Source organism: Streptomyces sp. URMC 127 (assembly GCF_051386535.1).
Classification (GTDB): domain Bacteria; phylum Actinomycetota; class Actinomycetes; order Streptomycetales; family Streptomycetaceae; genus Streptomyces.
On the sequence record NZ_JBPQTW010000329.1, the window covers coordinates 1 to 5,163 of the forward strand.

Genomic DNA, 5,163 nt, shown 5'->3' on the forward strand with positions numbered 1-5,163 from the left:
GCGACGGAGCGCTCCGTCGCGGCCGCCCGCCGTTTCTCCCGGGCGCTGCTGGCCGAGTGGGGGCTGCACGAGCTCGCCGACGACGCCGCCCTGCTGCTCTCGGAGCTCGTCACCAACGCCGTCGTGCACGTGCCGGGCACGCCCCAGGGCATCCAGCTCGTCCTCAGCCGCGGCGAGGGCCACCTCGTCGCCCAGGTCACCGACCCGGGCGGCTACCTGCCCCGCTGCGGTCAGGCCGGGCTCGACAGCGAGAACGGGCGCGGCATGTGGCTCGTCGAGCAGATCGCCGCCCAGTGGGGCCACCACGCCTCCGGCAACGGCAAGACCGTCTGGTTCACCCTCCGCCTCCCCTAGGCGCCGCTCCGGGCCGCGCTCCGGCATGATCCGCCCCGCGCCGTGCGCGGCCACCCCCTTCGGAGGGACCATGGAGTGGCTGCGGCGCCACGGCCGGCCGGGGCCGCCGCACCACTTTCGGCGGGCGGAAGGAGGTCCCCGATGGGCGCGACCGACGCGTTCCGGGCCCGCCCCGTCCAGCAGACCTCCGGCCGCGCGCCGTACGTCCCCGGCGGCCTGCTGGACGTGCTGGGCGTGGCCGCCGGCGTCCTGGACCGCGAGGGCCGGATCGTGCTGTGGAGCCCGCAGGCCGAGCAGCTCTTCGGCTGGAGCGCCGCCGAGGCGCTCGGGCAGTACGCCGCCCGGCTGCTGGTCGCCGAGGCGGACACCGACGCCGTGCTGCAGCTGTTCGCCGAGGTCATGGGCGAGGGCGAGACCTTCGCGGTGGTCTTCCCCGCCCGGCACAAGGACGGCGGCACCCGGCTGGTCGAGTTCCGAAACGTGCGCCTGGAGGACCGGCACGGCGACTTCTACGCCCTCGGCATCGCCACCGACCGGGAGGTGCTGCGCAAGGTCGAGCGCGACCTCGCCCTCTCCCTCGGCCTGGTCACCCACTCGCCGATCGGCCTCGCGGTGCTCGACACCGCGCTGCGCTACGTCATGGTCAACCCCGCTCTCGAACGCATTTACGGGCTGCGCGCCGAGGAGTGCACCGGCCGCACCGTCCGCGAGGTGCTGCCCCGTGCGGACACCGCCGCCATCGAGGCCGCCATGCGCGAGGTCCTCGCCACCGGCACCCCGCTGCTGGACCGGTTCGCCGTCGGCCACGAGGGCGGCGGCGCGAGCGAGGACCAGGCCCAGCTCGTGTCGTACTACCGCCTGGAGGACCCGGGCGGCCAGATCCTCGGCGTCGCCACCTCCCTCGTCGACGTCAGCGACCGCCACCGCGCCAACGAGGAGGCCCGCCGCCGCACCGCGCTGATCGCCGACGCCTCCGTGCTGATCGGTACCACGCTGGAGCTGGAGCAGACCGCGCGCGAGCTCGCCGAGGTCGTGGTGCCCCGGCTCGCCGACGTCGCGGCCGTCGACGTCCTCGACACCGTCGTCGACGGCGACCGCACCCCCGCCCCCGAGGGGCAGGGCGCGGTCTTCCGGGCCCTGGCCGTCGCCGCCGCGCGCGGGGACGACGCCGCCTCCGCCGCGGCGTCCGCCGACGCCGTGCGCGCCGCCGACCCGCCCGGCCGGATCGCCAAGTACGACCACGACCGGCTCGTCGCCCGCTGCGTGCGCACCGGCCGCCCGGTCAGGGTGCCCCGCGTGCACGCCGAGGACCTGCCGGAGATCGCCCGCGACGCCGACGCGGCCCGCCTGCTCGCCCGCGCCGGACTCCACTCCTACCTGGCCGTGCCGCTCATCGCCCGCGGCGAGGTGCTCGGCGCCCTCGACCTCAAGCGCATCGCCGATCCCCGCCCCTTCGGCGAGGACGACGCCGCCCTCGCCGCCGAGCTCGCCGCCCGCGCCGCGGTCTCCATCGACAACGCCCGCTGGTACCAGCGCGAGCGCGCCACCGCCCTCTCCCTGCAGCGCACCCTGCTGCCCCAGCGGCCCCAGGACGCGGCCGGCCTGGAGATCGCCTTCCGCTACCAGCCCGCCGGCACCGCCAGCAGGGTCGGCGGCGACTGGTTCGACGTCATCCCGCAGGACGGCGAGAAGAGCGCCCTGGTCGTCGGGGACGTCATGGGCAGCGGCATCAACGCCGCGGCCGCCATGGGACAGCTGCGCACCGCCGCCCGCACCCTCTCCCAGCTCGGCCTCGACCCGGCCCGGGTGCTGCACCACCTGGACCGCACCGCCAGTGGACTGGACCAGATGATCGCGACGTGCCTCTACGCCGTCTACGACCCGCGCAGCGGCCGCTGCTGCGTGGCCAACGCGGGCCACCTCCCGCCCGTCCGCCTCCGCCCCGGCCGTCCCCCCGCCCTCGTCGACCTGCCCGCCGGCGCCCCGCTGGGCGTCGGCGGCATCCCCTTCGAGAACACGGGCGTCGACCTGGAGCCCGGCGACGGGCTCGTCCTCTACACCGACGGCCTGGTCGAGACCCGGGACGAGGCCATCGACGCCCGCCTCGAAGCGCTCCTCGCCGTTCTGGCGGACGCCCCCGCCGGCCTGGAGGCGACCTGCGACCTCCTGCTGACGTCCCTGCGCGCCGGCAACGACCAGGACGACGTGGCCCTGCTCATCGCCCGGGCGGTCCCGGGGCCGTGACCGGCAGCGGATTGGCGCATTCCGTCACCGGGCCGGCGCTTCCTCCCAGGGTCACTTCAGGCGCACCTGATAGAGCGTCCGCTGGTTCTCGACGGTGAGCCGCACCTCGCCCGTCGCACCCGCGTACGCGCCCGTGCCGCCGGTGACGGCCGCGTCGGTGCGGTACGGCCCGCGCCCGAAGCGGTTCTCCATGGAGTCCAGGACCAGGGTGCCGTCGTTCCCGCGCAGTACGTACCGGCACTGGGCGACCACGCCCTCGTAGCGGGTGAGCACCACCGTGCAGACGGCGCTGCCGTCGCCGGCGCGCTCGCCGGACGGGCCCTGCAGGTCGGCGTAGACGGCCCAGGTGTCGCCCGCCCTGGGGTGCTCCGGCGGGCTGCCGGTGCGGTGCACCGCGGTCCAGGCCAGGGTCTTCTCGCCGTCGGCCGCGGCGGACTGCGACGACGGCAGGGCGACGGCAGTGACGGCCACGGCGGCCGCAGCGGCGGCCACGGCGGCGGCTTGGCGGCGCATCAGACGCATGGGGCACCTCCGGCTCGTACGGACGGGTCGGGCACCCACGTACCCCGCTCCCGGTGGATTCACCCCACCTCGCCCATGGCGCCCGCACAATTCCCGTCACGAAGACTTCACCCGCCGGGGACGGCAGTTCATCCCGGCGGGCGACGGTCCTGTGCCCGGGATCAGGCGAAGTGTCCCGGCTCCGGGGGCAGTTCCGCCAGGGTCGGGTACGACGGCTGGGCGCCCGGCCGGGTCACGGACGCGGCGCCGACCCGTACGGCGAAGCGCGCCGCCTCCGCCAGCGGGGCGCCGGCGGCCAGCCGGGAGGCGAGCGCGCCGGTGAAGGCGTCCCCGGCGCCCGTGGTGTCGACGGCCTCGGCCTTGACGCCCGGCACGGCCACCGCCTGCGCGGCCCCCGCGTCGAGGGTCAGCGCCCCCTCGGCGCCGAGGGTGACGACGACCGAGCGGGCGCCCTGGTCGCGCAGGGCGTGGGCCCACGCCTCCGGCGTGCCGTCGGTGAGCTGCGTCAGGTGCCGGGCCTCGTGCTCGTTGACGACCAGCGGGTCGGCCGCCGTGAGCACGTCGGTGTCCAGCCGGTCCGGTGCCGGCGAGGGGTTGACCACGACGCGCGTGCCCGCGTCCCGGGCGGTCTCGGCCGCCGCCCGCACGGTCGCCGCCGGGATCTCCAGCTGCAGCGAGACCACGGCCGACGCGGCGATGACGTCCCGCGCCGCTTCGACGTCTTCCGGCAGCAGCCGGGCGTTCGCACCCGGCGAGACGACGATGCTGTTGTCGCCGTCCGGGCCGACGACGATCATCGCCGTGCCCGTACGGGCGCCCGCCTCGACCAGCACGTGCCGCAGCTCCGTGCCGGCCTCGCGCTGCCCGGCCAGCAGCAGCTCGCCGAACGCGTCGTCACCGACCTTGGCCAGCAGCGCCGTCCGGGCCCCGAGGCGGGCCGCCGCGGCGGCCTGGTTGGCGCCCTTGCCGCCCGCCGACTCGACCAGATCCGTGCCCAGCACGGTCTCGCCCGCACCGGGCCGGCGCTCCACCCGGACCGTCAGGTCCGCGTTGGCGGAGCCCACCACCAGGACGTCGTACGTCGTCTCGTCACCCATTGCCACTTCCTGTCACCCGTCGAATCGGTCCGCGTTCTCCCCGGTCACCAGCACGACCGGAACCTTTACCCGGGCGGGCAGCCGCTCGCCGCGCGCCGCCCGCACCGCCCAGTCCACCGCTTGCCGGCCCAGCAGCCGTGGCTGCTGGGCGACGGTCGCGGTCAGCGTCCCGGCACGGACGGCGGCGATGCCGTCCGGCGTGCCGTCGAACGCCACGACCTTCACCCGCTTGCCCGACGCGGGGCCCAGGGCCTTGGCCGCGCCGAGCGCCATCTCGTCGTTCGCGGCGAAGACGCCCGCGACGTCCCGGTGCGCCTGCAGCATGTTCGCCATCACGTCCATGCCCTTGGTGCGGTCGAAGCCGGCGGGCTGCCGGGCCACGACCTCGATGCCCGGGTACGCCCGGATGCCCTCCTCGAAGCCCTTGGCGCGCTCGCGCGCCGCCGACGTCCCCGGCTGCCCCTCCAGGAACGCCACCCTGCCCTTGCCGCCGAGGGCCCCGGCCAGCGTCCTTGCCGCCAGCCGCCCGCCCTCGACGTTGTCGGAGGCGATCGTCGAGCCGACCCGGCCGCCGTTCACGCCCCGGTCGAGGGAGATCACCGGGACGTCCGCCCGGTTGGCCACGCCCACCGCCGGGACCGCGGCGTCGGAGTCGACGGGATTGATGACGGCGGCCTTGACGTTCTGCCCGGCGAACGTCTCCATCTGGCTGATCTGCTGCATGGGGTCGTTCTGCGCGTCCGTGATGCTGATCTTCAGGCCGCGGGCCTTCGCCTCCGCGAGGGCGCCCTCCTTGATGCCGACGAAGAAGGGGTTGTTCATCGTCGACAGGGCGAGCCCGAGGTCGGTGTTCCCGCCGCGGTCGCAGCCGGACAGGGCAAGGGACGCGGCCAGTGCCGCCACCACGGCGAGCGCCCGCCCCCGCCGCACGAGGCCCCGCCTGTCC

5 protein-coding genes are annotated in these 5,163 nt (G+C 76.0%); 2 read left to right on the forward strand and 3 right to left on the reverse strand.

All coding sequences use genetic code 11. The features are described 5' to 3' along the window. Together ACSNOH_RS33245 and ACSNOH_RS33250 are read left to right on the forward strand one after the other, a co-directional pair. Positions 1 to 354, forward strand: a 354-nt coding sequence (locus tag ACSNOH_RS33245; RefSeq protein WP_436725174.1) for an ATP-binding protein, incomplete at its 5' end; no start/stop codon positions are given. A 141-nt stretch (positions 355 to 495) separates the two neighbouring features. Then, positions 496 to 2,598, forward strand: coding sequence for a SpoIIE family protein phosphatase (locus ACSNOH_RS33250; RefSeq protein WP_436725175.1), 2,103 nt, complete (start codon positions 496 to 498; stop codon positions 2,596 to 2,598). Positions 2,599 to 2,649: 51 nt separating this feature from the next. Here the strand turns inward: ACSNOH_RS33250 and ACSNOH_RS33255 are convergent, their stop codons facing one another. From ACSNOH_RS33255 to ACSNOH_RS33265, 3 genes are all read right to left on the reverse strand, one after another. Continuing rightward, positions 2,650 to 3,111, reverse strand: coding sequence for a hypothetical protein (locus ACSNOH_RS33255; RefSeq protein WP_436725176.1), 462 nt, complete (start codon positions 3,109 to 3,111; stop codon positions 2,650 to 2,652). A 170-nt stretch (positions 3,112 to 3,281) separates the two neighbouring features. Then, on the reverse strand, positions 3,282 to 4,217 hold the full coding sequence (locus tag ACSNOH_RS33260) for a ribokinase (protein WP_436725177.1): 936 nt from the start codon (positions 4,215 to 4,217) through the stop codon (positions 3,282 to 3,284). Between the two features lie 12 nt (positions 4,218 to 4,229). After that, positions 4,230 to 5,147: a substrate-binding domain-containing protein gene (locus tag ACSNOH_RS33265; protein ID WP_436725178.1), complete on the reverse strand. Its 918-nt coding sequence runs from the start codon at positions 5,145 to 5,147 to the stop codon at positions 4,230 to 4,232. Between the last annotated feature and the right edge of the window lie 16 nt (positions 5,148 to 5,163).